Genomic DNA, 26,598 nt, shown 5'->3' with positions numbered 1-26,598 from the left:
GGCAATTTTCTCATGGGGATTCTCCGGAATCGATAACCGAGCGGATGGTGTCGATAGCGATGTCGAGACGTTCCGCGATCTCGCGGTTGGTCCGCTCCAGCGCGCGAGACCGTACCAGCGTGCCGTCGAGTTCGTTGGCAAGGCGCGAACGATCGGCGCCGAGCGCCTGGATTCGTGCACCGAGTTCCTCATCCGCGCGGTCGGCATCCCGCCGCCGTTCGACGGCGCTTTCGAGCGCATCCAGCGCCGCAGCAAGCCGCCGCGTCGCGAGTTCAATATCGCTCGCTCCCGCCGGGGCGGGCTCTGGATTGGCGAAACCGTTGGCACTGCGATCGGTCATCACGGAACGGCGGCCTTTTGTTCTGGCCGGCATCGCAAAAATGGCGGACCGGCAAGTAGTTAGGCGGATAAATTTACGGCCCGGAAGAGCCGCGCGCAACGCCGGCCGCAAGCTATGCACACAAAGCGAAAACTCCGTGGCAGAAACGGGCCAGCCCCCTTGGACTCAAGGGTTTCTCGATGCTATCCACCCGGTGAAAGCTTCCCTGGCCGTGTCATTTTTGAGACATGCGGCCACTTCCCTCACCGAATGTCAGGCGGACCTCCATGACTGTGCGTGTCGATCCTTCCCGTATGGCCAATGCGATTCGCGCACTCGCCATGGATGCCGTGGAAAAGGCCAAATCGGGCCATCCCGGCCTGCCGATGGGCGCGGCGGACGTCGCGACGGTTCTTTTCACGCAATTCCTGAAGTTCGACGCCAGCGACCCGACATGGCCGGACCGCGACCGCTTCGTGCTCTCGGCGGGGCACGGCTCGATGCTGCTCTACGCGCTGCTGTATCTCACCGGCAATGCGTCGATGACCATCGAGCAGATCAAGAATTTCCGCCAGCTCGGTTCGCTGACGCCGGGTCATCCGGAAAACTTCATCACGCCTGGCATCGAGACCACCACCGGTCCGCTCGGTCAGGGCATCGCCACCGCTGTCGGGATGGCGTTGGCGGAGCGCCACATGGCGGCGGAATTCGGCGGCGATATCGTCGATCACCACACCTACGTGCTGGCATCGGACGGCGACCTGATGGAAGGCATCAGCCAGGAAGCCATCGCCTTTGCCGGACACCTCAAGCTCAACCGGCTGGTCGTGCTGTTCGACGATAACGGCATTTCCATCGACGGCGCGATCTCATTGTCGGATTCCGTCGATCAGCTGAAGCGCTTCGAGTCAGCCGGCTGGACTGCCGAACGTGTCGACGGTCACAATCCGAAAGCGATTGCGGATGCATTGGCCCGCGCGCAGAAGTCCGACCGCCCGAGCCTGATCGCCTGCAAGACCACAATCGGTTTCGGCGCGCCAAACAAGGCGGGCTCGGAGAAATCGCACGGCTCGCCGCTCGGGGCCGATGAAATCGCCGGCGCACGCAAGAACCTGAAGTGGGATTCGCCGCCGTTCGAAGTTCCGCAGGACATTCTCGACGCATGGCGCGCCGCCGGATCGCGCGGCAAGGCCGCCCGCGAAGCATGGACCAAGACCGTCGGCGCGAAAGATGCCGGCGTGCGCGCCGAATTCGAGCGCCGCGTGAAGGGTGATCTTCCCGCCAAGGCGCTGGCCGAAGCTGTGGCGAAGATGAAAGCGTCGCTGGCTGCGGCGCCAAAGGAAATTGCCACCCGCACCGCTTCCGAACAGACGCTGGAAGTGCTCACTGCCGCCGTGCCGGAAATGATCGGCGGGTCGGCCGATCTCACCGGCTCCAACAACACCCGCGTCAAAGGCATGGTCGCCGTGTCCGCCAACAACTACGGCGGACGCTACGTCAACTACGGCATCCGCGAGCATGGCATGGCCGCCGCCATGAACGGCATGGCGCTGCATGGCGGGCTTATTCCATATTCCGGCACATTCCTCGTGTTCTCGGATTATCTGCGCCCGGCGCTGCGGCTGTCCGCGCTGATGGGCGAGCGGGTGATCCATGTGCTGACCCACGATTCGATCGGTCTCGGCGAAGACGGCCCAACCCACCAGCCTGTCGAGCATATGGCGGCGCTGCGCGCGATTCCCAATCTCAACGTGTTCCGGCCCTGCGACACCGTCGAGACGCTGGAATGCTGGCAGCTCGCGCTCGAAGCCAAGGACCGCCCGAGCGTGCTCGCGCTGACCCGCCAGAACCTGCCACAGCTGCGCCTTTCGAACGACACCAGTAACAAGTGCGCCGACGGCGCCTACGAAATCTCAAAGGCCGATGGCGAGGCGAAAGTCTCGATCTTCGCATCGGGCTCGGAAGTCTCTCTGGCGGTCGAAGCCCAGAAGCTATTGGCCGCGCGCGGCATTCCGACGCGGGTGGTCTCCGTCCCCTGCATGGATCTGTTGCTGGAACTTCCGAAGGCCAGGCGGGACGCCATCATCGGCACCGCACCGGTGAAGATCGGGGTCGAGGCGGCAATCCGGCAGGGCTGGGATGCGATCATCGGTTCCGACGGCATCTTCGTGGGCATGGACGGATTTGGTGCCAGCGCTCCCTACAAGGAATTGTACCGCCATTTCGGGATCACCGCCGAGGCCGTTGCAGAGGCTGCGCAGACCCGGCTCTAGGCGTTTCAGACCATGCGGGCACCGGCTCGCAGCAGGAAACGCGGCAAATAAAATTCCGGAGCCCCGGAGGCTTCGGGCCTGATAACCCTGCCCGAACATTCGGGATTCAGGTGATTGCATCGTGGCGTCATTCGGGGCAAAAACCGCCTCGAAAATCGTCATTTCCGACCTATCGAGGAGAACTTGAATGGCAGTCCGTGTCGCGATCAATGGATTTGGCCGTATCGGCCGCAACATTCTGCGGGCCATCTATGAATCCAAGCGCACGGACATCCAGGTCGTCGCCATCAACGATCTGGGGCCGGTCGAAACCAACGCCCACCTGCTCCGCTTTGACTCGGTGCATGGCCGCTTCCCCGGCGAAGTGAAAGTCGAGGGCGACTCGATCGATCTCGGCAACGGCAAGATCAAGGTCACCGCGGTGCGCGATCCGGCGACCCTGCCGTGGAAGGATCTCGGCATCGACATCGCGATGGAATGCACGGGCATTTTCAGCGCCAAGGCCAAGGCATCGGCGCATCTCACCGCAGGCGCCAAGCGCGTGCTGGTGTCCGCTCCGTCGGACGGCGCGGACGCGACCATCGTCTATGGCGTCAACCACGACAAGCTCACCAAGGATCACCTCGTCGTCTCGAACGGCTCATGCACCACGAACTGCCTCGCGCCGGTCGCCAAGGTATTGAACGACACAGTCGGCATCGAGACCGGTTTCATGACCACGATCCACGCCTATACCGGCGACCAGCCGACGCTGGACACCATGCACAGCGATCTCTACCGCGGCCGCGCGGCTGCGCTGTCCATGATCCCGACTTCGACGGGCGCGGCGAAGGCCATCGGTCTCGTGCTGCCCGAACTTCAGGGCAAGCTCGATGGCGTCGCGATCCGCGTGCCGACGCCGAACGTCTCGGTGATCGATCTCAAGATCGTCGCCAAGCGCGCGACCACCAAGGAAGAGATCAACGACGCCATCAAGCGCGCGGCTTCGCAGGAACTGAAAGGCATCCTCGGCACCACCAGCCACCCCAACGTGTCGATCGACTTCAACCACGACGCGCACTCCTCCACCTTCGCCTTCGACCAGACCAAGGTGCAGGGCGGAACACTGGTGCGCGTGCTGTCGTGGTACGATAACGAGTGGGGCTTCTCCAACCGCATGGCCGACACCGCCGCTGCGATGAGCAAGCTGATCTGAATCTTCTTGTCCCGGGTCGACAACGCATCACGCAGTGGCGCATTGCTGACCCGGGGCCGTTTCATGTTCTGGCGGTCCCGGCTCTGCGGCGCACCGCCATAGCATGTCGAAGACGCGCGTTACCGCGCTCAAGGCGCTGCACCGCGTCCGGGACAGGGAATCGATGACGAAATCTTTTCGCACGCTCGATGATGCTGACGTAAAGGGAAAGCGCGTGCTGCTGCGCGTCGATCTCAACGTGCCCATGGACAACGGCCGCGTGTCCGACACCACGCGGCTGGAACGCGTCGCCAAGACCATTGTCCAAATCTCCGATCATGGCGGCAGGGTCATTCTGCTCTCGCACTTCGGCCGGCCGAAGGGCTTCGATCCGAAGGAGTCGCTCAAGCCGGTCGCAATCATGCTGGCCTACCTGCTGCGCCGTCATGTCGAATTCGTCGGCGACTGCATCGGCGAGAAGGCCCAGGCGGCGGTCGCCACCATGCAGGACGGCGACATCATCTGCCTGGAGAACACCCGCTTCCACAAGGGCGAGGAAAAGAACGACCCGGCTTTCGTCGCCGAACTGGCGAAGCTCGGTGACATTTGGGTCAACGACGCGTTCTCGACCGCGCACCGCGCCCACGCCTCGACCGAAGGTCTCGGCCATGTACTCCCCGCCTATGCTGGCCGCTCGATGCAGGCCGAACTCGACGCGCTGACCAAGGCGCTGGAAGCCCCGACCCATCCGGTGATCGCAGTCATCGGCGGCGCAAAAGTTTCGACCAAGCTCGATCTCCTCGAAAACCTTGTCACCAAAGTAGACGCGCTGGTGATCGGCGGCGGCATGGCCAACACCTTCCTGCACGCGCAGGGCGTCGATGTCGGCAAATCGCTATGCGAGAAAGAGCTTGCGCCGACGGCGCTGCGCATTCTGGAGAAGGCGGAAGCGGCGAAATGCGCCGTCATTCTGCCGGTCGATGTGATCGTTGCGAGAGAATTCAAGGCCAATGCCGCGTCCCACGCCTACGGCCTCGATGCAGTGCCGGCTGACACCATGATCCTCGACATCGGGCCGAAGTCGGTCGATCGCGTGCGCGCGGCGTTCGACGATGCCGCGACTGTCGTCTGGAATGGCCCGCTCGGCGCCTTCGAGAGCAAGCCGTTCGATCGCGGCACGGTGCAGGCTGCGCGGCACGCGGCCGGACGCACGCGCGAAGGCAACCTGATTTCCGTCGCCGGCGGCGGCGACACCGTTGCGGCGTTGAACCACGCTGGCGTCGCGGAAGATTTCACTTACGTTTCAACGGCGGGCGGCGCGTTCCTGGAATGGATGGAAGGGAAACCTTTGCCCGGCGTCGAGGTTCTTAGAGTACGCTAGTGTCCTTTCGAATCCGAAGTTCGCTAGGAAGACGCTGCAGGGTTAGGCGAATTTCGGATTCGGAACACTAGTAATTTCAACAGATCAGGCGCCTCTGGCGTTGACTAAAGACCACGGAGACAAGGTCACATGGCTCGCATCACATTGCGTCAATTGCTGGATCATGCGGCGGAGAACGATTACGGCGTGCCCGCGTTCAACATCAACAACATGGAGCAGGCACTGGCGATCATGGAAGCCGCCAGTTCCCTGGACGCGCCGGTCATCATCCAGGCCTCGCGCGGCGCACGCTCCTACGCCAACGACGTGATGCTGAAGCACATGATGGACGCGGTGACGGAAATCTATCCGCAGATTCCCGTCTGCGTGCATCTCGATCACGGCAACGAGCCCGCCACCTGCATGACGGCGATCCAGGCCGGCTTCACCTCGGTAATGATGGACGGCTCGCTGAAGGCCGACGGCAAGACGCCGGGCGACTGGGACTACAATGTCGGCGTGACCAAGACGGTCACCGACATGGCGCATCTCGGCGGCATCTCTGTGGAAGGCGAACTCGGCGTGTTGGGTTCGCTGGAGACCGGCATGGGCGACAAGGAAGACGGCCACGGCGCGGAGGGCAAACTCTCCCACGACCAGCTTCTGACCAACCCCGACGAAGCGGTGAAATTCGTCAAGGAAACGCAGGTCGACGCATTGGCGATTGCAATGGGCACCTCGCACGGCGCCTACAAGTTCACCCGCAAGCCGGACGGCAACATCCTCGCCATGAACGTGATCGAGGAAATCCACCGCAAGCTGCCCAACACGCATCTTGTGATGCACGGTTCGTCGTCGGTGCCGCAGGATTTGCAGGACATCATCAACAAGTTCGGCGGCCAGATGAAGCCGACCTGGGGCGTGCCGGTCGCGGAAATCCAGCGCGGCATCAAGAACGGCGTGCGCAAGATCAACATCGACACCGATAACCGCATGGCGATGACCGGCCAGATCCGCAAGGTGCTTGCGGAAAATCCCAGCGAGTTCGATCCGCGCAAGTATCTCAAGCCGGCGATGGAAGCGATGACCAAGCTGTGCAAGGAGCGGTTGCAGGAGTTCAACACCGCGGGCCAGGCCAGCAAGATCAAAAAGGTGCTGACCACGGCCCAGATGGCGCAGCGCTACGCCAGGGGCGAACTCGCGCCGAAGATCGCGTAACCCTCTGATCGACAGGGCGGGACATGTCCCGCCCCTTTTTTGGCCGCAGTCCGGGGGCATCACACCGACATCATGGCCACCAAACCCGTCCCACCGCGCCCGGCGCCACGGCTTTACCTTGCGACGCCGCTGGTTGCCGACCCCGCGCCGCTCGCATCGCAACTGCCCGCGCTGCTGGCCGCTGCCGATGTCGCCGCCATCCTGCTGCGTCTCACGCCCGGTGACGAGCGCGGTATTATCCAGCGCACCAAGGCGCTCGCGCCGGTCGTTCAGAACGCAGGCGCGGCCTTTCTGCTCGACGGTCACTATGAGCAGGTTGCGCGCTCCGGCGCGGACGGCGCCAATGTCAGCGGCGTCGAGGCCATGCAGGAAGCCATGCCGACGCTGAAGCCGGACCGCATTCTCGGCGTCGGCGGACTGATCACGCGTCACGACGCCATGGTCGCCGGCGAAGCCGGTGCTGATTATGTGCTGTTCGGCGAACCGGATGCTCAGGGCGCGCGGCCATCGCCGGACGCCATCGGTGAACGGCTCGGCTGGTGGGCGGAATTGTTCGAACCGCCATGCGTCGGCTTCGCCACCTCGCTGGATGAAGCGCGCCTGTTCGCGTCGGCCGGCGCGGATTTCGTTCTGGTCGGCGATTTCATCTGGCAGGATGCGCGCGGCCCGCAAGCGGCGCTGGTTGAAGCCGCCGATGCCATCGCGCAGGGTTTCAAGGCCTCTTTTGCAAAAGCCACGGTCGCAGAAGGATAGGATTGCGATGACCGGGCTTCGCCGCGCCATACCATCAGCCGCCCGTGCGGGATTGCTCGCGTCGCTGGTTGCCGGGGTTGTCGCATTATCGGCGAACGCCGTCGCGCAGGGCACACAACCGAATCCTTTTCCGGAGCCCATCAAACCTGCCGAGACGCCTGCTGCAAAGGCGAAACCTGCGTCTCCCAAAGCCGCTCCGAAACCCGATGCGCAGAAGCAGAAGAAGACCGAACCCGCAAAGGCGGCAGCGCCGGTTGTTCCTGACGATCCGAACGCCGATCTCGCCTACGGCGCCTATCAGCAGGGGCTTTATCGCACAGCCTTCAATATCGCGCTGAAGCGCGCGCAGGAGCAAGGCGATCCCAGATCGATGACGCTGCTGGGCGAGCTCTATTCCAATGCACTCGGCATCAAGCGCGACGATGCCAAGGCCGCGGAATGGTACAAGCAGGCCGCCGACCGCGGCGACCGCGAAGCGATGTTCGCCCTCGGCATGATGAAGATTTCCGGCCGGCCGGCGCCTCCGAACCGCGAGGAAGGCGCGCGGCTGTTGGCGTCATCGGCCAAACTTGGAAAAGCAGCAGCAGCCTATAATCTCGGCCTGCTCTATCTCGAAGGCCAGGTCTTTCCGCAGGACATCAAGCGCGCTGCCGAACTGTTCCGGCAGGCCGCCGACGCCGGCAATCCGGAAGCGCAATACGCGCTCGCCACCTTCTACAAGGAAGGCCGCGGCGTGGAGAAGAATGTCGTCGAGGCCGCCAAGCTGATGCGCGCAGCAGCGATGGCCGACAATCTCGACGCCGCCGTGGAATATGGAATTGCGCTGTTCAACGGCACCGGCACGCCGAAAGACGTTCCGCTGGCGGTCGCCGTTCTCACCCGCGCCGCGCGGCAGAACAGCCCGATCGCGCAGAACCGCCTCGCGCGTATTCTCGTCGACGGGCTCGGAGTTCCCGCCGACAAGGTTCAGGGCTTCAAATGGCATCTGATCGCCAAGACCGCCGGCGGAAGCGATCCAGATCTCGATGCGCAATTCGCGCAGCTTCAACCGCTCGACAAGGCCAAGGCCGAAGACCTCGCGAAGAAGTGGTTTGGCACGAAATGAAACAGGTCCTCTGTGACGCGCTTTCGTCGCACCAGCCGGTCCGCTTCGCCCGAAACCGCCTCGGCAGCCGTTATCGCCCTTGACGCGCCTGCGCTTTGACGCCAAGCATCCCGCCCACAGCACCACCCCTTATCCCGATCCGGCCCCGGCCGATCCCATCAAGCCGAAACGATGCTTCATTCAGCGCTCATCAATGTCATGGTCAAGGCCGCGCGCCGCGCCGGCCGCGCTCTTAGCCGCGATCTCGGCGAGATCGAGAACCTTCAGGTGTCGCTGAAAGGTCCGGCCAATTTCGTCTCGCTTGCGGACAAGCGCGCGGAGCAAATGCTCTATGACGACCTGACCAAGGCGCGGCCCGGCTACGGCTTTCTCGGCGAGGAAGGCGGCTCTCGCGAGGGCACCGACAAATCCAACACATGGATCGTGGACCCGCTCGACGGCACCACCAATTTTCTTCACGGCATTCCGCAGTTCGCGATCTCGATCGGGCTGCAGCGCGAGGGCGTGATCGTCGCGGGCGTGATCTACAATCCCGCCACCGATGAACTTTACATCGCCGAGCGCGGCAAGGGCGCGTTCCTTAACGACACCCGCCTGCGCGTCGCGGCGCGCAAGCAGCTCAGCGACTGCGTGATCGCCTGCGGCCTGCCGCATATCGGGCGCGGCGACCACGAGCTTTCGCGGCGCGAGATGACGGAAATCCAGAATCGCGTGGCGGGTCTGCGCCGTTTCGGAGCAGCCTCACTCGATCTCGCGTATGTCGCGGCTGGCCGTCTCGACGGCTACTGGGAGCGCAATCTCCAGCCGTGGGACATTGCGGCAGGACTCATCATGGTGCGCGAGGCCGGTGGCGTGGTCAGCGGCATCGAAGGCGGCGACACGGCGATGGCGACCGGCCATGTGGTCTGCGGCAACGAAACCATCCAGCGCGAACTCGTGAAGATTTTAAAGCCATTGGGCTGATACCCGCACATTCGCCCGGACAGCGGATGTTACGGATGTAAGGGCGCGTCTTGCGCTAAAGACTCGGTTATCGCACCCGCGGAAGCGGGACCATCCGAGTCAGAGAAAATTTCACGGCCCTCAACAAAATTAGAGGATTTGGGTCTCCGCATTCGCGGGGGATAACGCCTGTTGGTATCATCCCGCCAGTTTCTGCTCCCGCCAGTTCCTCCCTGCCAGCACATTGGCGGCGGCATTTTTTTCCGGCCGCTGCTGTGCCATATTGATGGCCGACGTTTCCCGGAGAAGGATTGACCATCCACCATGGCGAAAAATCCCCCACCCAGCACCTCAGCCGACATCAGCGTCACCAAACTGTCGTCGCCTCGAATCTTTCTGGTCCGGATGCTGGTGTTCCTGATCCTGTGCGGGCTGATTGTCGTGGTGCTCTACAAACAGATCTGGCTGGCCTTTCTCGCCAATCCCGGTCTCAACGCCTTGATCGCCGGTGTTCTCGCCATCGGCATCATTCTGGCGTTCCGGCAGGTGATCCGGCTCTATCCGGAAATTGCGTGGGTCAACAGCTTCCGCATCTCCGATCCTGGCCTGGCCGTGGACCGCCGCCCGACACTGCTGGCGCCGATGGCCGCGATGCTGAGCCATCGCTCCGGCCGCATGAGCATTTCGCAGCAGACCATGCGGCATCTGCTGGATTCCATCGCCACCCGCCTTGACGAGGCGCGCGACCTGTCGCGCTACATGACAGGTCTGCTGGTTTTCCTTGGCCTGCTCGGCACGTTCTGGGGCCTGATCGAGACCGTCGGTTCGGTCGGCAAAGTGATCGAAGGACTCAAGGTCGGCGGCGATGCCGGGTCGGTGTTCGACACGCTGAAGGAAGGCCTTGCTGCGCCACTCGGCGGCATGGGCATTTCGTTCTCGTCCTCGCTGTTCGGCCTCGCCGGATCGCTGATCCTTGGCTTTCTAGATCTGCAGTCGAGCCAGGCGCAGAATCGTTTCTACACCGATCTGGAAGACTGGCTCGCCGAGACCGTGCAGGAATATGCCGGCGACGGTCACGTCGGCATCGGCGGTGATTTCAGCCCCGCCTTCGACCGGCTACGGACGGCGGTGGAAGAAATGGGATCGAACCGCGCCTCGACCACAGCGATGGCCAATCTCGCAGAGGCTATTCAGGGCCTTGTGCATCACATGCGCAGCGAGCAGCAACTGATCCGCGAATGGGCCGACGGTCAGGGCGAACAGAATCGCGAGATCAAGAACCTTCTGGAGAAACTCGCGCGGCAGCCTGAGAAGAACTGAACCGGGGATAGCAGATCATGGCGCTTTCGCGATCACGCCGCAGCGACCCGGGGTTCAATTACTGGCCCGGCTTCGTCGATGCCTTATCGACGCTGGTGCTGGCCATCGTGTTCCTGCTGTCGGTGTTTCTGGTCGTGCAGTTCTTCCTGTCGCAGGAGGTCACCGGCAAGGACAAGGCGCTGGAGCGGCTCAATGCTCAGATCGCGCAGCTTAACGACCTTCTCTCGCTAGAAAAGCTCGGCAAGCTCAGCCTCGACGATCAACTGTCGCAAATGCGCGCCGGTCTCGCCTCTGCCGAAGCCGAACGCGACCGGGTCAAAGGCCTCTATGACGGCCTTGCTGGCGCAGGCGCCAACGCCGCCGGACGCGCCACCGAACTCGGCAAGGCGCTGGACTCCGAAAAGCAGGTTTCCGCGCGCGCGCTCGCCCAGATCGAGGTGCTGAACCAGCAGATCAGCGCACTGCGCCGCCAGCTCGCCGCGCTCGAGGAAGCGCTGGACGCGTCCGAAAAGCGCGACAAGGAATCGCAAGGCAAGATCGCCGACCTTGGCCAGCGGCTCAACGTGGCGCTCGCGCAGCGCGTGCAGGAACTGTCGCGCTATCGCTCCGAATTCTTCGGACGGCTGCGCACCATTCTCGGCAACCGGCCGGATATCCGCGTCGTGGGTGATCGTTTCGTGTTCCAGTCGGAAGTGTTCTTCGACACCGGACAGGCATTACTCTTGCCGGAAGGCCGCGCCGAACTCGACAAGCTCGCCGCGGCGCTGATCGATCTGGATAAACAGATTCCGGCTGAAATCGCCTGGGTGCTGCGCGTGGACGGCCACACCGACGTGCGGCCAATCAACAGCCCGCAGTTCAAGTCGAACTGGGAACTGTCGTCGGCGCGCGCCATTTCGGTGGTGCAGTATCTGGTCTCGCTCGGCGTGCCGGCGCAGCGCCTGGTCGCTGCAGGCTTCGCGGAATTTCAGCCGCTCGACCCCGGAACGACTGAGGAGGCCTACAAGCGCAATCGCCGCATCGAGTTGAAGCTCACCGAGCGATGATACGCGCATGAGCGCAGATTTCACGCTGCGGCCCTACACGGACGGCGACGAGGACGCGGCCATCGATCTGTGGTTTCGCACATGGCAACAGGCCTATCCGTCGATCGATTTTGCGCAGCGGCTGGAGGGCTGGCGCACGCGCTGGCGCGATGAACTGGTGCCTGTTGCAAGGATCATGGTCGCCTCACGAAGCGACCGGATGATCGGTTTCGTAACCGTCGACGCCAGCGGCTATCTCGACCAGCTCGTGGTCGCGCCGGAGGAATGGGGATCGAACCTGGGCAATACGCTGATCGCCGAGGCGAAGAGGATGTCGCCGAAGGGCATCACGCTGCTGGTCAACACCGACAACGCCCGCGCCATTCGCTTCTATGAGCGCAACGGCTTCGTGCACACCCACGACGACATCAATCCGGTGTCGGGACGGAAGGTGTATGGAATGGCGTGGAGGCCGTAGCGACCACATAACATCATTGCGAGGAGCACTTGCGACGAGGCAATCCAGTCCAGTCTTGCTTGTTGCTCTGGATTGCTTCGCTTCGCTCGCAATGACGAACTACACGTTCTCGAACTGTAACCGCGCCAGCCGCGCATAAAGGCCGTTCGCCGCCACCAGCGACACATGCGTGCCCTGCTCGACGATGCGGCCGTTCTCCATCACCAGGATACGGTCGCAGGACAGCACGGTGGCGAGACGATGCGCGATCACCAGCGTGGTGCGGTGCTTCATCAGTTCTTCCAGCGCGGTCTGGACCAGCGTCTCGCTCTCGGCATCGAGCGCGGATGTCGCCTCGTCCAGCAGCAGCAGCGGTGCATCGCGCAGGATCGCGCGCGCAATTGCGATGCGCTGGCGCTGACCGCCGGACAGCGTGACGCCGCGCTCGCCAAGCTGGGTATCGAAGCCAAGCGGCAGACGCGCGATGAACTCGGTGGCGTGAGCGAGATCGGCGGCGCGAGCGACTTCTTCATCGCTGGCATCGGGACGGCCGAAGCGGATATTTTCGCGCGCGGTCGTGGCGAACACCACGGAATCCTGCGGCACCAGCGCAATGCGTGACCTGACATCGGACGGATCAGCATCGCGGACCGGCACGCCATCTACGGAGATTACGCCGCTTGCGGGATCGTAGAACCGCAGCAGGAGGTGAAACAGTGTGCTCTTGCCCGCGCCGGACGGCCCGACCACGGCAACCTTCTCGCCGGCCTTGACCGAGAATGTCACACCATCGACGGTGAGGTGCTCCGGCCGCGTCGGATAGGCGAACCGCACATTGTCGAACGCGACATCGCCGCGCGGCGGCAGCGGCAGGGCGCGCGGATGTGCAGGCGCCGCGATATCCGGCTTGAGGCGGAGGATTTCAAACAGCCGCTCCGATGCGCCGGAGGCCTGCGAGATTTCGCCCCAGACCTCGCTCAACTGGCCGAGCGCACCCGCAGCGAATGCCGCATACAGGACGAACTGGCCGAGCCGGCCCGCGCTGATCTGGTTGGTCAGCACATCGTGAGAACCGACCCAAAGGATGGCAACGACGCTGGCGAACACCAGAAAAATCACGATCGCGGTCAGGATCGCGCGCGCGCCGGTCGAGTTGCGCGCCGCCTGATAGGCGCGTTCGACTTCGCTGCCGAAGCGCATTTTCGCGAGGCTTTCGTTGGTGAAGGCCTGCAACGTGCGCATCGCGCCAATCAGTTCGGATGCATAGGACGATGCGTCGGCCAGCGTGTCCTGCGCGCCGCGCGACAGTTTCTGCACCCGGCGGCCGAACGCCACCAGCGGCAGCACGATCAGCGGAATCACCGCAAGCACGAAGCCGGACAATTTCGGGCTGCTGACCACCATCATGGCGGAGGCACCGATGAACAGCACCAGATTGCGCAAAGCAATGGAGACGGACGCGCCGACAGCGGACTTGATCTGCGTGGTGTCGGCGGTCAGGCGCGAGACCAGCTCGCCGCTGTGGGCTGTATCGAAGAACGACGGCGACAGCGAAGTCAGATGATTGAACACATCGCGGCGCAGGTCGGCGACGATGCGTTCGCCGAGCGTGATGACGAGATAGTAACGGATGGCGCTGGCACCCGCGAGCACCGCCACCACCGCAATCATCACCATGAAGTAGCTGTTGATGAGCGCGATGCCCTCGGGGCTGAATCCGAAATCGATCATGCGGCGCACGGCGAGCGGCACAACAAGCGTCGCTGCCGAAGCCACGATCAGCGCCACCAGCGCTGCAATCGCCTGTCCGCGGTAGCGCGCGACATAGGGCGCCAGCGCCATCAGCGGGCGAAGTTTCATACGGGACTTTTTGGGCGCTGGGGGAGGCTCGGGCGATTGCCGGGACGTTTCTGACGGGGAAGCCTCGACCGGGGCGGGCTGGCGGAGCGGCACAGGAGTGGCGCCGGCGGCCGCATCTTCAAGTCTTTCAACTGCACTCATGAATCCGACCGCCGCTCTGTCTGGAGGCCCTCAATTAAGCATCGAAGCGGGTGCTGGCAAATGACCATCCGGCTTGTTTCCGGGGCGTTCCTGCGATATAGACCCGCCAAATTCGTCCCGAACATCCCGATCTGTGGGCGCGCGGCGCCAGAGGATTTGCCATGAAACCCGAAATTCACCCGGATTATCATACAATTAAGGTCGTCATGACCGACGGGACCGAGTACATGACCCGCTCGACCTATGGCAAGGACGGCGACACGCTGAATCTGGATATCGACTCCAAGTCGCATCCGGCGTGGACCGGCGGAACCCAGCAGTTGCTCGATCGCGGCGGCCGCGTCTCGCGCTTCCAGAAGAAGTTTTCGGGCTTCCTCAAGAAGGACTGATCGTCCTTCGGCCTGCTGCAGACCCAAGCCCGCTTCCAGACGACAACGCCCCCGCTTTCGCAGGGGCGTTTTTCGTTTTGGCGATAGCAAAACGCGATGTAAATTTCTTCACCTCTCCCCGTAAACGGGAGAGGTGAAACAAAGTCCTTATCTTTCGAACGCGGCCTTCAGCATATTCATCTGCGGCACCAGCGGATTGCCGATCGAAAGATGTTCGGCCGCCGGCGTGTGAATGGTCGCATCCAGCCGGCGCACTTTGGCTTGCAGCGCCATCGAGCGCGCGACCAGCTCCTGCAACCGCTCCGGCAGCTTCGCAAGCATGTCATCCGGGCAAGGATCGGCCGCGGTCAATTTCACCTTGGTCTTTTCGCGGTTGGCCTGGTGCAGCGTCATCTCGCCTTCCTTGACCGCACGATGCAGCAGCAGCCACGACGCCAGCTGCATGAGGCGCGTCGTCAGCCGCATGCTCTCGGTCGCGTAGCCCAGGCTCGCGGAACGCTCCAGCAGCTTGGCCTCGGTGCGGCCCGGTCCGTCCAGATAGGCGGCGGTTTCCTCGACCAGATCCATGCCTTCCCTGAACAGGGTGCCGAAGGCGGCTGAGTTGGTAATCCTCTCGCTCAAGAGAACGAGATCGGCTTCGCCCTGATCGGACATGGTTAACGCCTCACGCGGTTACGCTGGTTTTTTTATGATGAACAAATCATTGCGCGCCGGCGGCCGGGAGTCCAGACGCGCCGTGAACAATGAGAAGATATGGTTTCCAGCGGGATGCCGCACGCGACGAAAAGACATCGGCGCAAAAAAGAGCCGCCGTTTCCGGCGGCTTTTGAAAGTTGATAACAGGGAGGCGTCAAACAGAGTGGACAGGAGCCACTCGGTGTCCAAACAAGGACAACGCCAGTCATAAACACTAAGGCTTAATACCAAGTAAATGAATGATTTCCTTTACGGTTCCTTTGCTAATGCGCGGAACCGGCGTTTACGATTTTACGATTTGAAAAACGCATTGGCGGCGTCGCGGCTCGCGCGCTTCTTGGCGGCATCGGCTTTCAGCCGCTCGATCTCGGCCGAGAGTATCGCAATGCGGTCTTCCACGTCGCCCACGGACAGCAGCGACAGGTCCTGCCCTATTGCATGGCTGATTTTCTTGCGCGGTTTGTCATCGTCCTCGGCCGCCATGCTTCCCTCCCGTCGTTCACACGATTATAGCTCTGTTCCGTCTGCGTCTTTTATCGCCAGCCCCGCCCGCAAGGATACATCATGGACAAGCTGCCCACGCACATGACCGCCGTCGCGATCAGCAAACCCGGCGGACCCGAAGTGCTCATTCCCGAACAGCGACCGGTGCCACTGCCCGGCCCGCACCAGATCCTGATCAAGGTCGCCGCCGCCGGCGTTAATCGCCCGGACGTGGCGCAGCGCAGCGGCGCCTATCCGCCACCGCCTGACGCCAGCGATCTGCCCGGCCTTGAGGTTGCGGGCGAAGTGGTTGCGCTCGGCGAAGGCGTCACGAAACGCAAAATCGGCGACAAGGTGATGTCGCTGGTCGCGGGCGGCGGGTACGCTGAATACTGCCTGACGCACGAAACCCACGCGATTCCGGTGCCGGCCAACTTCTCGATGATCGAGGCAGCCGCGACGCCCGAAACGCTGATGACGGTGTGGCACAATGTGTTCGAGCGCGGCGGATTGAAGGCCGGCGAAACGCTGCTGGTTCACGGCGGTTCGTCCGGCATCGGCACCACGGCGATCCAGATGGCGAAAGCCCACGGCGCAAAAGTGTTCGTCACCGTCGGCGGTCAGGACAAGGTCGATGCGTGCCTGAAGCTCGGTGCGGACGCTGTGATCAACTACAAGACGGAGGACTTCGTCGCCAAGGTCAAGGAGCTGACAGGCGGCGTGGGCGTCAACGTCATCCTCGACATGATCGGGGGCGATTACGTTGACCGCAACTACGACGCTGCGGCCGTAGAAGGCCGTATCGTCCAGATCGCGGTCCTCAGTACACCGAAAGCCTCGCCGAATTTTGGGAAGCTGATGGTGAAGCGGCTGCACCACACCGGATCGACGCTCCGTCCCCGCTCGGTGCAGGACAAGGCGGCCATGGTGGCCGCCATTACAAAGACCGTTTTGCCTTGGATCGCCGAAGGGCGTTTCAAGCCAGTAATGGACAGCACGTTCCCACTGAAAGACGCTTCGAAGGCGCATGCGCGGATGGAATCCAGCCAACATATTGGCAAAATTGTGCTCGTGGTTTAGGGCTGGAAACCGCTCGAAACCCTTTGATTCGCTTCATATTTGTGGCATCTATCGCGTTCCTGTCGGCGAGAGGCGGTGTCCCTCGCCGGCCCCACGCGGAGAGCTGACTTTGCGCTCGATCAGACGCTTCGCGCTGCCAGTGTTCCACATCCGAAGTTCGCTTCGTGTCGCAGCGCTTTCGTTCCTGCTGGGTTTGATGCTGTTCGTCGCCGCGCAACCCGCGCGCGCGCTTGACGCGATCAGCGTGCGCAGTGACGCGCCTGCGATCGACCTCACCGGCGTGCTCGAATTCCAGCGCAGCGACACCGACCGCATTCAGGTTTCCACCGCGCCCGGCACCGATGGCATCGTCCGCCGCATCGAGGTACGCGCGCGCGAAGGTGGCCAGAACTGGATCGTGTTCGCGCTCACCAACAACACCGACGATCAATTGGACCGTCTGATCGTGGTGCCGCATTATCGCATCGTGTCGTCGGGCCTCTTGTGGCCCGATCTCGGCCTGTCGCGCATCGCGACCATCACGCCATCGACCGGCGACCGGCCGGAACGTCAGGACAGCGCCACCGCCGACATCTTCCGCATCACGCTCGATCCCGGCGCGGTCATTACCTTCGTCGCCGAATTGCGCACCGACAAGATCCCGCAGCTCTATCTGTGGGAGCCGGAAGCCTACAAGGACAAGGTCAACTCGTTCACGCTCTATCAGGGCATTGTCATCGGCATTTCCGGCCTGCTGGCGCTGGTGCTGACCATCCTGTTCGTGGTCAAGGGCAGCATCATGTTCCCGGCGGCTGCGGCGCTGGCATGGGCGGTGCTGGTCTATATCGGCGTCGACTTCGGTTTCTGGGGCAAGGTGTTCGACATGTCGGCCGGCGCCGAGCGCATCTGGCGCGCGTCGGGCGAGGCCATGCTGGCGGCGACGCTGCTGGTGTTTTTGTTCGCCTATCTCAACCTGTCGCGATGGCATGTGCGCTACTCGCACATCACTATGGGCTGGCTGGTGTTCCTCGGCGCGCTGGTGGCCCTCGCCCTGTTCGATCCCGAAGTGGCGTCCGGCATCGCGCGCATCTCGTTGGCGCTGATCGCGGTGTTCGGTTTCGCGCTGATCGTCTATCTCTCCACCCACGGCTTCGACCGCGCCGTCCTCCTGATCCCGACCTGGTTCCTGCTGGTGGTCTGGGTGATCGCGGCCGGCATGACCATCGCCGGCGGCGTTACCAACGACATCGTCGGCCCGGCATTGCTCGGCGGCCTCGTGCTGATCGTGATGCTGATCGGCTTCACGGTGATGCAGCACGCCTTCGCGGGCGGCGGCGCCAGCAACGGCATCGTGTCCGACGTCGAACGCCGCGCGCTGGCGCTGACGGGCTCAGGCGATCTGATCTGGGACTGGGACGTTTCCGCCGACAAGGTTTTCACCAGCCCCGAGACCGAGACGCTGCTGGGCCTGAAACGCGGCACGCTCGAAGGCCCTGCCGCCAAGTGGCTCGAGGTGCTGCACCCGCTCGATCAGGACCGCTTCCGCGCCGCGCTCGACAGCGTGCTGGACCAGCGCCGCGGCCGCCTCGTGCAGGACTTCCGGCTGCGCACCCCGGACGGTCACTTCATGTGGTTCGCGCTCAAGGCGCGGCCGGTGGTCGGCTCCGACGGCGAAGTATCCCGCGTGGTCGGCACGCTGACCGACGTCACCGAGACCAAGAATTCCGAAGAGCGGCTGCTGCACGATTCGGTGCATGACAATCTCACCGGCCTGCCGAACCGCCAGCTCTTCATCGACCGCCTCACCGCGGTATCGACTTTCGCCAAGACCACGCCGAACCTGCGCCCCACCGTGATGGTGATCGATCTCGACCGCTTCAAGCAGGTCAACGACTCCGTCGGCATCGCGGTCGGCGACTCGATCCTGCTGACGCTGGCGCGGCGGCTCGCCCGTATCCTCAAGCCGCAGGACACCCTGGCGCGTCTGGCCGGCGACCAGTTCGGACTGATCCTGATCTCCGAGCATGAACCCGCGCGGATCACGGCCTTCGCGGAAACCATCCGCAAGACCATCCGCGCGCCGATCGCCTTCGACGGCCGCGAGATATTCCTCACTGCCTCCATCGGCCTCGCGCTGAGCGATCCGCAGGTGCCGCTGACCGAGGAGATCATCAAGGACGCCGAGCTTGCGATGTATCATTCCAAGCGCATCGGCGGCGACCGCATCGACGTCTACAAGCCGGCGATGCGCGCGCGCAAGACCGACCGTCTCGCGCTGGAATCCGAACTGCGCCGCGCCATCGAGCGCGAGGAAATCACCATCCTCTATCAGCCCATCGTGCGGCTGGAAGATCGAACCATCGCAGGCTTCGAGGCGCTGGCGCGCTGGGATCATCCCAAGCTCGGCCGCATGTCGCCGATAGAATTCATCTCCATCGCCGAAGAAATCGGCCTGATCGTCGAGCTCGGGCTGTTCGTGATGGACACCACGGCCAAGCAGCTCGCCGTCTGGCAGCGCACGGTGCGCTCGCGCGAGCCGATCTTCGCCAGCGTCAACGTTTCCTCGCGCCAGTTGCTGCGTCATGACCTGATCCACGACGTGCGCGGCGTGATGTCCCGCTCGGCGGTGGCGCGCGGCTCGCTCAAGCTGGAACTGACCGAATCCCTCGTGATGGAAAATCCTGAGCACGCGGCGCAGATGCTGCACCGGATCAAGGAGCTCGGCGTCGGCCTCTCGCTGGACGATTTCGGCACCGGACATTCGTCGCTGGCCTATCTGCAGCGTTTCCCGTTCGACACCATCAAGATCGACCAGTCCTTCGTCCGCACCACCAGCCGCGGCGCGCGGCCCGTGCTGCTCAAGTCGATCGTGGCGCTGGCGCACGATCTCAACATGGAAGTCGTCGCCGAAGGCGCGGAGACCGATTCCGATGCGGTCGAGCTGTTCCAGCTGGGCTGTGAATATGCTCAGGGTTTTGCGTTCGGCGAACCGATGGACGCCGACGCCACGCTGCGGCTCCTGACCGGCGAAAAAGTGCCGCAGCCGCGCAACCGCCGGCAAAGCCTTCGCAATATCACGACACCGGCGGCGACCACCGCGCCTGCCGCCGCGCCCGGACCGGAGACGGCCTAAAGCGTCATTTGCGTCCGACCGCGCGAACCGTCATTGCGAGCGCAGCGAAGCAATCCATATCGATCAGCTATCACGTGAAAGCTGGATTGCTTCGTCGCAAGTGCTCCGCGCAATGACGAAGCAACCGGAGCTACGCGTGGCCGGCTTCGTTCGACAGCATCGCGAGATCGATGCCGATCTTGTCCAGCGCGCGTTGATATTTCTCATCGACATCGTCGCCGAAAATCAGATCGGGATCGGCGGGGCAATGTAGCCAGCCATTGTGCTGGATTTCGTTTTCCAGTTGCCCCGGCGCCCAGCCGGCATAGCCCAGCGCCAGAATCGCATGTTTGGGTCCGGCGCCCGCGGCGATGGCTTTGAGAATATCGAGCGTCGCGGTGAGGCAGATGCCGTCGTCGATCGGCAGCGTCGCATCCTTGATGAAGAAATCGCTCGAATGCAGCACGAAGCCGCGGCCGGTATCGACCGGCCCGCCCTTCATCACCTTCATGTCTTCGGCGCTGCCGGGCAGCTTGATCTGCTCGGCCTTGTTGATGATGTCGAGCTGAACCAGCAACTGCGGAAAGTCGATGCTGCCGGCTGGGCGGTTGACGATGATGCCCATCGCGCCTTCGGACGAATGCGCGCAGAGATAGATCACCGATCGGGCGAAGCGCTCATCGTCCATGACCGGCATGGCGATCAGCAACTGGCCGTCGAGATAGCCGGCGCCGGACATCTCACCTTCGGCCATTCCCAGGCCCCCAGCGGATTTCTCGGCTTTTTTGCGCGTGCCCTTCATTCGCAAACGACTCTCGTCCCATTATCCATCCTGATATTGGGCGCATCGTCTGTCAATCAACCCGCCCAATCCGCATACCTTTATGCAAGAAGCCTTCCAGTCCAGCTTGATTGGCCGCGAAAAAGACCGGATCACAGGCAATTCAATGGCTGACGGGGTTTCCGCCCTGTAAGGACGTCTGATGATCGTGATTGTTCCCAGCCGCATCTCCTGCGTGGCCCTTGCTGCCGTCACCTGCCTGCTTACCCTCCATGCGCGCGCACAGGACGCGTCGCCTTGGATCAAGGATACCTATTCGTCGGTCCGGCTGATCGCGGGTTCGCGCAGCGGTAACGTGCTGCTCGGCGGCATCGGCTTCCAGTTGCAGCCGGGCTGGAAAACCTACTGGCGCACGCCGGGCGATTCCGGCGTTCCGCCGCGGATCGATTTTTCCAAATCGCAGAACGTGGAGTCCGTCACCATTCTCTGGCCCGTACCGGCGAAATTTGCCGACGGCGCCGGCGGCACGTCATTCGGTTACCAGAAGCAGGTGCTGCTGCCGCTGCGGATCATCACAAAGAGTCCTGACAAGCCTGTGACGCTGCACGCGTCGATCAACTATGCGGTGTGTGAGAAACTCTGCATCCCGGTCGAGGCCGACGCAGAACTGGCTTTCCGCAGCGTGGCCAGCACCGAAGATAACGCCATCGCCGCGGCCCTCGATACCGTGCCGAAGCCTGCAAAGATCGGCGACGCCTCGCCGGTCGCCATTCGCGAGGTCCGGCGCGAGGACAGGCGCGTGCTGGTCGATGTGGTGGCGCAGGACGATAAGGACTCACCCGGCAGGGAAGTCGAACTGTTTGCCGAAGGACCGACGCCGGAATGGGCATTGCCGGTTCCCAAGCTGATCAAGCGCGAGGCCGGCGGCGTTCATCGCTTCGCCTTCGATCTCGACGGGCTGCCGCCCGGCGCAACCGCCGATGGCGCCGTGCTGAAACTGACGGTCGCGGGATCGGGCGGCGCATACGAGGTCACCACCAAACTGCCGTGACCCGCAAAACAGCCGGATCGCACCGCAACACGCCGATCCTCTTTTAGACCGGCCATTGTCTCGCGGCCTTCGCAAAACCCGTTCCCCTTTTTGCGAAAGACGCGCTAAGACATGCGGATTGACCTCACGGAGAATAACGATGACCATAAAAGTTGGCGACAAGCTGCCCGCGGCCCAGTTTCGCGTCATGACCGCGGACGGCGTCCAGGTCAAAACCACCGACGATATTTTCAAGGGCAAGAAGGTCGCGCTGTTCGCCGTGCCCGGCGCCTATACCGGCACCTGCCACAAGATGCACATGCCGAGCATTTTCCTGAATGCCTATGCGCTGAAGGACAAGGGCATCAGCACCATCGCCGTGGTGTCGGTGAACGATGCCTTCGTGATGAACGCCTGGAAGCGCGACACCGACCAGCGCGACGAGGCGATTTTCCTCGCCGACGGCAACGCGGAATTCACCAAGGCGGTCGGCCTCGAGATGGACGCGTCCGGCAATGGTCTCGGCATCCGCTCGAAGCGCTATTCGATGCTGGTGGATGACGGCACGGTGAAGATTCTCAACCTCGAGGCGGTGCCGAGCAAGGTCGAGGTCTCCGGCGGCGACACGCTGCTGTCGCAGCTTTGATACGCTTCTGCGTCGGACAGCAAACCATTTGGAAAAGATGTCGTCCCGGCGCATGCCGGGACCCAGAACCACCGGCTTTCAATCAAGCAGGATGGTTGCACGTCTCTTTACAATAGGAATCGACAGAGATGATGGGTCCCGGCATGCGCCGGGACGACTCCCGTGATTGATCTCTACCTGTTCTCCGCCAGTCCATCCCGCGCGAGCTGATCGGCGCGCTCGTTTTCGGCGTGGCCGGTATGGCCCTTGATCCAGTGCCAACGGATCTTGTGGGTCTTCAGCGCCGCATCGAGCCGCTGCCACAGGTCGGCATTCTTCACCGGCTTCCTGTCGGCGGTGCGCCAGCCGTTCTTCTTCCAGTTGTGAATCCAGCTCGTGATGCCCTGACGGACATACTGGCTGTCGGTGGTGAGATCGACCGAGGCCGGCTTCTTCAAGGCTTCCAGCGCCGAGATCGCCGCCATCAATTCCATGCGGTTGTTGGTCGATGGATTCTCGCCGCCCTTCAATTCTTTCTCGACGTCGCCGAAGCGCAGGATCGCACCCCAGCCGCCTGGCCCCGGATTTCCGGAGCATGCGCCATCGGTGAAGATCGTCACATGCGGCAAGTCTTCAAGAGAAGGTTTGGGGTCGCTCACGCGGCAAATCCCGAATCTTCAATGCCGTAATCGCGCATGCTCTTTACGCCCTGATGGAAGCGCAGCTTGCGGACATATTCGAGCGGATCCTTCGGCTTCACCAGCGCGCCCGGCGGCACGTTGAGCCAGTCCACCAGCCGCGTCAGCAGGAAGCGGATCGACGCGCCTCGCGCCAGCATTGGAAACGCCTGCTGTTCGGCGGCGGAGAGCTTGCGCACACGTGTGTAGGCGCTGAGAAACGCCCGCGCCTTGGTGACATTGAACGAGTGATCGATCTCGAAGCACCAGGCGTTGAGGCAGATCGCGACGTCGTAGGCGAACATGTCGTTGCAGGCGAAATAGAAATCGATCAGGCCAGACAGCTTTTCGCCGAGAAACAGCGCATTGTCCGGAAACAGGTCGGCGTGGATCACGCCTTCCGGCAGATCGTGCGGCCAATGCTGTTCAAGATGGCTGAGTTCGGCGCTCAGGAGATCGCGCAATCCGTGCTGCACGCTGTCCGCGCGCTCCGCCGCCTGATCGGACAGCCGTCGCCAGCCGCTCACCGACAGCGCATTGGGCCGCGACATGGAAAAATCGGAGCCGGCCAGATGCATCTTCGCCAGCGCTTCGCCGACTGCGGCGCAATGCGCGGCGTTCGGCCGGCGCGGCCACACCCCTTCGAGAAAATCGATGATCGCGGCGGGCCGTCCGGCAAGCTGTCCCAGCGCCTCCCCGCTTTTGTTCACCACCGGCTGCGGACAGGTGATGCCATGCCGGGCCAGATGCGCCATCAGCCCGAGGAAGAACGGCAGATCCTTCACCGCGACGCGCTTCTCGTACAGCGTCAGGAAGAAATAACCCTGGCTCGTATGCAGCAGGTAGTTGGAATTCTCCACGCCTTCCGCGATGCCCTTGTAGGACAGCAGGTCGCCGATACCGTAACTGGAGAGAAAGTCCGCGAGTTCTTCGGCGGTGACGTCGGTATAAACCGCCATATCGAAAACTACTCCGCCGCGTCGTTCCGCAGCGGCCGAGGCAGCGGGAAGAATTCGTTTTCCTGCGCAGCAGACACCGTCTCGACGCTCAGCTTGTAGTGAGCGGCGAAGGCATCCATGATTTCCTCGACGATGACTTCCGGCGCGGATGCGCCCGCCGTGATGCCCAGCGTCTTGATGCCCTCGAACTTCGACCAGTCGAGCTCGGAGGCGCGCTGCACCAGCACGGACACCTTGCAGCCTTCGCGCTCGGCGACTTCGCGCAGGCGCTGCGAGTTCGACGAGTTCGGCGAGCCGACGACGATCATGGCTTCGACCTGAGGCGCGACCTTCTTCACCGCGAGCTGGCGGTTGGTGGTGGCGTAGCAGATGTCTTCCTTGTGCGGGCCGTCGATGTCCGGGAAGCGCTCCTTGAGCACCGCGACGATTTCCTTGGTGTCGTCGATCGACAGCGTGGTCTGCGTCACGAAGGCGAGCTTGGAGGCGTCCTTCGGCTGGAACGAGCGTGCCGCGTCCATGGTCTCGATCAGCACCACAGCGCCCTTCGGCAACTGGCCGAGGGTGCCCACCACTTCCGGGTGGCCGGCATGACCGATCAGGATGATCTCCCGGCCGCGCTTGAAATGGATCGCCGCCTCGCGGTGAACCTTGGTCACCAGCGGACAGGTCGCGTCCAAAGTGAAGAAATTACGCTTATCGGCTTCGTTCGGGATCGCCTTCGGCACGCCGTGGGCGGAAAACACCACCGGCGCGTCGGTCTGCGGAATTTCATCGAGTTCCGCGACGAAAATCGCGCCCTTTTCACGCAGGCTTTCCACCACATAGCGGTTATGCACGATTTCGTGACGGACATAGACCGGCGCGCCATAGAGTTTCAGCGCACGCTCCACCGTGTCGATGGCCCGCACCACTCCGGCGCAGAAGCCCCGAGGGGAACAAAGCACGACTGAAAGCAGCGGTTTTTGAGCTTCAGGGGTCATTTTAAGCCGGAATCAAGCATTTGGAGCCAATAAAAAGGGACTTGGGGCCGCCTTCCCCATTCTGTCAAGGGCGATCCAAACCATTGCACCGCCCGCCCCCGACGGACTATATAGGGACGAATTCCCGTCATCACCGATGACCAGACGGCTTTACCCCCCAAAAAATCTGGCGGGCGAAGCGTAAAGGAGATTTGCCATGAGCAATGCACCGCTGATGCCGAAGGCGACGGCCGTGTGGCTGGTTGATAACACCGCCCTGACGTTCGACCAGGTGGCCGAGTTCACCAAGATGCACCCCCTTGAAATCCGCGCCATTGCCGACGGCGACGCCGCGCAGGGCATCAAGGGCATGGACCCGATCTCCACCGGCCAGCTCACCCGCGAGGAAATCGAGAGGGGCGAAGCCGATCCGGATTATCGCCTGAAACTCGGCGAATCCAAGGTGATCCTGCCGGAAGCCAAGAAGAAGAAGGGTCCGCGCTACACACCGGTGTCGCGCCGCCATGAACGGCCGAGCGCGATCCTGTGGCTGGTGCGCAATCATCCCGAACTTAAAGACAGCCAGATCATGCGCCTCGTCGGCACCACCAAGACGACGATCGCCAGCGTCCGCGACCGCACCCACTGGAACGCCCAGACCCTGACGCCGATGGACCCCGTGACCCTCGGCCTGTGCTCGCAGATCGAACTCGACTTCGAAGTGCAGCGCGCGGCGAAGGAAAAGCCCGCAACCCAGCAATATGGCGGCGCCACGCTGCTGCCGGCCTCGGAGACCACCCGCAAGGACGCCGAGCACGAGATCGCCACCACCACCGAGAAACAGCGCGACGACATGGATGTCGATGCCGTCTTCGCCAAGCTGAAAACCATCGGCGGCAAGAAGGCCCAGGACGACGACTAGCATCTCCGCCGATTCCGGCGGACGCTTCACAAAAAAGGCCGCGCCTCGGGCGCGGCCTTTTTATTGTGCGAGTTCGGCGGTTTTATTCTGTGAACGTCAAAACTTGTAGGTGATGCCGGTGCCAACCAGCCAAGGATCGAGATTGACCTTGCCGGAAACCGGCGTCACGCCGTTGAGAGTGCCGTCCCAGTTCGGACGCAGCCAGATCTTCTTGACGTCGACGTTCCATCCCCAGTGCTTGTCGATCATGTAGTCGAAACCGAACTGCGCGACGGGCGCGAAGCTGTCCTTGAGATGGCTGTTGGTCACCGCCACGCCCGCGCCGTTCGCGACGTTGCCCGCCGACTGGCTGAAGAAGAACGTGTAGTTCACGCCGCCGCCGATATACGGCTTGAAGGCGCCAAAATCAGTGAAATGATACTGCAAGGTCAGGGTCGGCGGCAGCAGCCAGGCCTTGCCAACGTCGAGACCGTTGGTGGCCGGAACGCCCGTTCCCGTGACATGATGCTTGGTGACGCCGAGGATCAGTTCGGCCGCGATGTTCCTTGTAAAGAAGTAGGAGATATCGAGTTCGGGCACCACCGTATCGGATGTGCTCAATCCCGATCCGAGCACCTGATCCACATGTCCCGAATTGTCGGTGATCACGCCCAGCGCACGCAGGCGGATCATCCAAGGATTCCACGGCTCGTAGACCGGTGCTTTGTAGACAGGCGCGGCAGGAAGATCGGCAGCCTGTGCCGGCAGCGCAGCCCCGGCAAGTGCAGTCGCCAATGCCAGCGATGACACGGCAAGAAATTTTTTCATGTTGGACCCCATAAACGATCGCCAGCGAACCGATCCGCTGACGATGTCCATAGGCAACAACGCGAAGTCCGATTGGTTTGATGTGAGTCAAATCTCGGAGCGGCGGAAGCGCGATTGGCAGTCACCGTGACACCGAAGACACGGCAACATTT

The 26,598-nt window shown here is 62.7% G+C and carries 25 protein-coding genes; 16 read left to right on the top strand and 9 right to left on the bottom strand.

Annotated features, from left to right (window positions below; translation table 11 throughout):
* Positions 1 to 10: 10 nt before the first annotated feature.
* Positions 11 to 340, bottom strand: a complete 330-nt coding sequence (locus tag LVY71_RS03910; RefSeq protein WP_235098371.1) for a DUF4164 domain-containing protein — start codon at positions 338 to 340, stop codon at positions 11 to 13.
* A 266-nt stretch (positions 341 to 606) separates the two neighbouring features.
* Here LVY71_RS03910 and tkt point away from each other — a divergent pair, with 266 nt between their 5' ends.
* The 10 genes from tkt to LVY71_RS03860 all read left to right on the top strand — a co-directional run bounded on the left by tkt (position 607) and on the right by LVY71_RS03860 (position 11,967).
* Positions 607 to 2,592: a transketolase gene (gene tkt, locus LVY71_RS03905; RefSeq protein WP_235098369.1), complete on the top strand. Its 1,986-nt coding sequence runs from the start codon at positions 607 to 609 to the stop codon at positions 2,590 to 2,592.
* 187 nt (positions 2,593 to 2,779) lie between these two features.
* A complete protein-coding gene (gene gap, locus LVY71_RS03900) occupies positions 2,780 to 3,787 on the top strand; it encodes a type I glyceraldehyde-3-phosphate dehydrogenase (RefSeq protein WP_235098367.1) in 1,008 nt (335 codons plus the stop codon).
* A 163-nt stretch (positions 3,788 to 3,950) separates the two neighbouring features.
* Positions 3,951 to 5,147, top strand: coding sequence for a phosphoglycerate kinase (locus LVY71_RS03895; protein WP_235098365.1), 1,197 nt, complete (start codon positions 3,951 to 3,953; stop codon positions 5,145 to 5,147).
* Between the two features lie 129 nt (positions 5,148 to 5,276).
* Positions 5,277 to 6,344: a class II fructose-bisphosphate aldolase gene (gene fba / locus LVY71_RS03890; protein WP_235098362.1), complete on the top strand. Its 1,068-nt coding sequence runs from the start codon at positions 5,277 to 5,279 to the stop codon at positions 6,342 to 6,344.
* 72 nt (positions 6,345 to 6,416) lie between these two features.
* Entirely contained in the window at positions 6,417 to 7,097 is a 681-nt protein-coding gene (locus tag LVY71_RS03885; protein WP_235098358.1) for a thiamine phosphate synthase, read from the top strand.
* Positions 7,098 to 7,104: 7 nt separating this feature from the next.
* On the top strand, positions 7,105 to 8,202 hold the full coding sequence (locus tag LVY71_RS03880; RefSeq protein WP_235098356.1) for an HcpA family protein: 1,098 nt from the start codon (positions 7,105 to 7,107) through the stop codon (positions 8,200 to 8,202).
* 171 nt (positions 8,203 to 8,373) lie between these two features.
* Entirely contained in the window at positions 8,374 to 9,165 is a 792-nt protein-coding gene (locus LVY71_RS03875) for an inositol monophosphatase family protein (protein WP_235098354.1), read from the top strand.
* 303 nt (positions 9,166 to 9,468) lie between these two features.
* Positions 9,469 to 10,464: a flagellar motor protein MotA gene (locus tag LVY71_RS03870; protein ID WP_235098351.1), complete on the top strand. Its 996-nt coding sequence runs from the start codon at positions 9,469 to 9,471 to the stop codon at positions 10,462 to 10,464.
* Positions 10,465 to 10,481: 17 nt separating this feature from the next.
* Positions 10,482 to 11,510 carry a peptidoglycan -binding protein gene (locus tag LVY71_RS03865; RefSeq protein WP_235098349.1) on the top strand — a complete coding sequence of 343 codons (1,029 nt, stop codon included), beginning with the start codon at positions 10,482 to 10,484 and terminating at the stop codon, positions 11,508 to 11,510.
* 7 nt (positions 11,511 to 11,517) lie between these two features.
* A complete protein-coding gene (locus LVY71_RS03860) occupies positions 11,518 to 11,967 on the top strand; it encodes a GNAT family N-acetyltransferase (RefSeq protein WP_235098347.1) in 450 nt (149 codons plus the stop codon).
* 99 nt (positions 11,968 to 12,066) lie between these two features.
* On the opposite strand, the gene LVY71_RS03855 is transcribed toward LVY71_RS03860, so the two are convergent.
* Positions 12,067 to 13,947 (bottom strand): ABC transporter ATP-binding protein/permease, encoded by a 1,881-nt coding sequence (locus LVY71_RS03855; RefSeq protein ID WP_349629877.1) that lies wholly within the window; start codon positions 13,945 to 13,947, stop codon positions 12,067 to 12,069.
* A gap of 161 nt (positions 13,948 to 14,108) precedes the next feature.
* Between LVY71_RS03855 and rpmE the strand changes: the two genes are divergently transcribed.
* Positions 14,109 to 14,336, top strand: coding sequence for a 50S ribosomal protein L31 (rpmE, locus tag LVY71_RS03850; RefSeq protein WP_235098342.1), 228 nt, complete (start codon positions 14,109 to 14,111; stop codon positions 14,334 to 14,336).
* A 147-nt stretch (positions 14,337 to 14,483) separates the two neighbouring features.
* On the opposite strand, the gene rcdA is transcribed toward rpmE, so the two are convergent.
* Together rcdA and LVY71_RS03840 are read right to left on the bottom strand one after the other, a co-directional pair.
* Positions 14,484 to 14,990, bottom strand: coding sequence for a protease adaptor protein RcdA (rcdA, locus tag LVY71_RS03845; RefSeq protein ID WP_235098340.1), 507 nt, complete (start codon positions 14,988 to 14,990; stop codon positions 14,484 to 14,486).
* Between the two features lie 333 nt (positions 14,991 to 15,323).
* Entirely contained in the window at positions 15,324 to 15,515 is a 192-nt protein-coding gene (locus LVY71_RS03840; RefSeq protein ID WP_235098338.1) for a DUF1192 domain-containing protein, read from the bottom strand.
* A gap of 81 nt (positions 15,516 to 15,596) precedes the next feature.
* Between LVY71_RS03840 and LVY71_RS03835 the strand changes: the two genes are divergently transcribed.
* On the top strand, positions 15,597 to 16,595 hold the full coding sequence (locus LVY71_RS03835; protein ID WP_235098336.1) for an NAD(P)H-quinone oxidoreductase: 999 nt from the start codon (positions 15,597 to 15,599) through the stop codon (positions 16,593 to 16,595).
* 196 nt (positions 16,596 to 16,791) lie between these two features.
* A complete protein-coding gene (locus LVY71_RS03830; RefSeq protein WP_235100010.1) occupies positions 16,792 to 19,707 on the top strand; it encodes an EAL domain-containing protein in 2,916 nt (971 codons plus the stop codon).
* 130 nt (positions 19,708 to 19,837) lie between these two features.
* Here the strand turns inward: LVY71_RS03830 and LVY71_RS03825 are convergent, their stop codons facing one another.
* Positions 19,838 to 20,488 carry a YqgE/AlgH family protein gene (locus LVY71_RS03825; protein WP_502797532.1) on the bottom strand — a complete coding sequence of 217 codons (651 nt, stop codon included), beginning with the start codon at positions 20,486 to 20,488 and terminating at the stop codon, positions 19,838 to 19,840.
* Between the two features lie 181 nt (positions 20,489 to 20,669).
* On the opposite strand from LVY71_RS03825, the gene LVY71_RS03820 reads away from it, so the two are divergent.
* Together LVY71_RS03820 and LVY71_RS03815 are read left to right on the top strand one after the other, a co-directional pair.
* Positions 20,670 to 21,518, top strand: coding sequence for a protein-disulfide reductase DsbD domain-containing protein (locus LVY71_RS03820; protein WP_235098332.1), 849 nt, complete (start codon positions 20,670 to 20,672; stop codon positions 21,516 to 21,518).
* A 139-nt stretch (positions 21,519 to 21,657) separates the two neighbouring features.
* A complete protein-coding gene (locus LVY71_RS03815) occupies positions 21,658 to 22,143 on the top strand; it encodes a peroxiredoxin (protein ID WP_235098330.1) in 486 nt (161 codons plus the stop codon).
* A gap of 173 nt (positions 22,144 to 22,316) precedes the next feature.
* Here LVY71_RS03815 and rnhA read toward each other — a convergent pair whose 3' ends face one another.
* Genes rnhA through ispH form a run of 3 tightly spaced genes read right to left on the bottom strand, consistent with a single transcriptional unit; the run spans position 22,317 to position 24,738 of the window.
* Positions 22,317 to 22,751, bottom strand: a complete 435-nt coding sequence (rnhA, locus tag LVY71_RS03810; protein WP_235100009.1) for a ribonuclease HI — start codon at positions 22,749 to 22,751, stop codon at positions 22,317 to 22,319.
* A gap of 26 nt (positions 22,752 to 22,777) precedes the next feature.
* Positions 22,778 to 23,758, bottom strand: a complete 981-nt coding sequence (locus LVY71_RS03805) for a homoserine kinase (protein WP_235098327.1) — start codon at positions 23,756 to 23,758, stop codon at positions 22,778 to 22,780.
* Positions 23,759 to 23,766: 8 nt separating this feature from the next.
* Complete coding sequence (gene ispH / locus LVY71_RS03800; RefSeq protein WP_235098325.1) at positions 23,767 to 24,738, bottom strand: 4-hydroxy-3-methylbut-2-enyl diphosphate reductase; 972 nt, start codon at positions 24,736 to 24,738, stop codon at positions 23,767 to 23,769.
* 196 nt (positions 24,739 to 24,934) lie between these two features.
* Between ispH and LVY71_RS03795 the strand changes: the two genes are divergently transcribed.
* A complete protein-coding gene (locus LVY71_RS03795; protein WP_235098323.1) occupies positions 24,935 to 25,639 on the top strand; it encodes a DUF1013 domain-containing protein in 705 nt (234 codons plus the stop codon).
* Positions 25,640 to 25,735: 96 nt separating this feature from the next.
* Here the strand turns inward: LVY71_RS03795 and LVY71_RS03790 are convergent, their stop codons facing one another.
* A complete protein-coding gene (locus LVY71_RS03790) occupies positions 25,736 to 26,446 on the bottom strand; it encodes an OmpW/AlkL family protein (protein WP_235098321.1) in 711 nt (236 codons plus the stop codon).
* Between the last annotated feature and the right edge of the window lie 152 nt (positions 26,447 to 26,598).

Origin of the sequence: Bradyrhizobium sp. G127, from assembly GCF_021502575.1 — a bacterium.
Lineage (GTDB): Bacteria > Pseudomonadota > Alphaproteobacteria > Rhizobiales > Xanthobacteraceae > Afipia.
Note: the sequence above shows the minus strand (reverse complement) of the source record. Positions and strands in the feature narration are given on the sequence as shown.